3 protein-coding genes are annotated in these 2,184 nt (G+C 33.7%); all 3 read left to right on the top strand.

Going from position 1 to position 2,184, the window contains the following annotated elements; all coding sequences use genetic code 11:
* Positions 1 to 216, top strand: a 216-nt coding sequence (locus tag LCM23_RS25630; protein ID WP_224939357.1) for a hypothetical protein, incomplete at its 5' end; no start/stop codon positions are given.
* 14 nt (positions 217 to 230) lie between these two features.
* The gene (locus LCM23_RS25625; RefSeq protein ID WP_224939356.1) at positions 231 to 1,043 is read left to right on the top strand and encodes a hypothetical protein; all 813 of its coding nucleotides are present in this window, start codon (positions 231 to 233) and stop codon (positions 1,041 to 1,043) included.
* A 17-nt stretch (positions 1,044 to 1,060) separates the two neighbouring features.
* Positions 1,061 to 2,184: phage tail protein (locus LCM23_RS25620; protein ID WP_224939355.1), on the top strand; the 1,124-nt coding region annotated here is incomplete at its 3' end.

Below are 2,184 nucleotides of genomic sequence, written 5' to 3'. Positions count from 1 at the left end.
TACTTTGAGTATAATCCTGCAAAAGAACCTAAGTGGGCACTGTCTATTGGAAATAAGGTGGTTTTGAATGGTCACTATATCCACGTTGGTAATACATCTGTAATGGATAGAACGAATCGATATTTCCCCATTTTGTTACGAGGGGACAATAATTTTAAAATTGAAGAATTACCTTATTATACTATTACATTTGATTTTCGATTTAAATATGATTAAAAGGAGGGCAAACTTTGACAATATACAAAATTGATAATCCGTTAAATGATGTTAGCAGAAACAATATAAATCATAACTTTGATTATTTAGGAAAAAAAGTTGAAAACTTTATAAAAAGTATTTCCCAAGAGGCTTTTGAAAAAGTTGTAAACAATATCAAGTTAGATTGGATACCGCCTGTAAATACCTTTAATGAGCTATCATCTACTTATCCGAATGCAACCGAGGGTAAAACAGCCATGGTAAGAGATTCAGGTAAGATTTATCGTTTTACAAATGGAGCATGGATAGAAATACAAGATATTGATTCCACAATAATTAACTCATTAGAATCCCAGTTAGAAACCCATATAAAAAACGATTTAGTCCATGTCTCTATGGAAGACAGAATATCATGGGATAGTAAAGAAACATCAGAGAGTGTAAAAAATCAGATTTTTAATTCAAAGGAAGAAATAATAAACTGGGTGAATCAAGAGTTAGTGAAACCTTTGGAATGGACGGATATCACTTTACTGAATGCTGTACAACCTTTTAGCGAAGGTTGGAGACCGAAAGTGGCTAAGCGTGGTGATATTGTCTACATTAAAGGAGCTGTTAAAAACGTAACAGCAAGAAATTTGGTAGTCGCTACTCTTCCACCAGAATTATGTCCTGTAACTTCACATGCTTATGTTCAAAGCACATCATTAGATAGCAGTTCAAGAGGACGTTTTGCGAGATGGGCGATTTCAACAAGTGGACAGATCATCATAGAAGGAACTACCAATAATGAATTTGGTGCAGAACTTTGGTTCCCAATTTCTTGTTCTTATCCAGTATCTTAGTGAGGAGATGTGGAAGTTTGATTAATTTAGGACAACCAACAATAATCATAAAAAATCTAAAGGGACAAGAGTATCCTGCGATTGCTGAAGTAAATAGAAAAAGAAGAGTTAATGGGCAACGCGAATTATCGTTATCCTTTTTATATACAGAGATAAATAAAGATTTTATTCATGATATTGAATTTGGTTGGAAAATATTATTTGAAGGTGAGTGGTACACCATTACCCATCCAGGGTATTCCACTGACGGGGATTTCATAAGTGTTGGTATTACCGCAATATTAAGTTTCTTTGTAGATTTGAATGGATATTACCTTCAAGATAAAGTTGAAAATAAATCTTACACTCCTGGTGCTTATTTTAGAGAGATATTCAATGGAACACCTTACAATTTTGTATTAGTCGATACGTTGTATGCTAATACATTATCATTTGAGGATAATCAAAGTAAAACGGGGCGTTTCCTATACGGTATTGACCGTTTTAGTGGTGAGTATATAGTTCGACAAAAAAATGTATATATTTATAATCAAATCGGAAGTGATAAGGATGTTATCTTGCATGAAGATTTGAATATAAGCAGCGTCCGTTTAGAAATTGATGCCAGCGGATTTCACACATGGGCAAAAGGGTATGGCGATCTACCTGATTCTACAGAAATAGATAGAGAACCAGAATATCAGTTGAAAGTAGAGTACCGTTCTCCTTTGATTGCTAAGTATGGTGAGATTGAAGGACCTGCATTAAAAGATGGTAACTATAAAAGTTCAGAATCTTTAATTGAAGCTGTAAAAAAACAAGTTGAAAAAAGTTATTCAATATCAACTGAGATTGATGCAGTGGACTTAACTAACAATGGGTATCCAGAGATGATTCTTGATGAAGGAGATCGTGTGTGGCTTTATGTTAGTAAATTAAATCTTAATCAACAAGTGAGAGTAATGGAAGTTGAAGAAACTTTTGATTGGGAAGGTAATCGTATAAATGTTCGTTATACATTAGGTAATGAAGGGATTGCTTCCAGATATAAAACACAGCAATATGACACGATTAAAGATTTTAATGATATCTTGTCTGGTCGAAAGAAGTTAGCCTTCAATTGGTTGCCTGAAGCGATTAAGCGAGCATCTGAAATCATAAA

The organism is Cytobacillus kochii (assembly GCF_020171845.1).
GTDB classification, from domain to species: Bacteria; Bacillota; Bacilli; order Bacillales; family Cytobacillaceae; genus Cytobacillus; species Cytobacillus kochii.
Note: the sequence above shows the minus strand (reverse complement) of the source record. Positions and strands in the feature narration are given on the sequence as shown.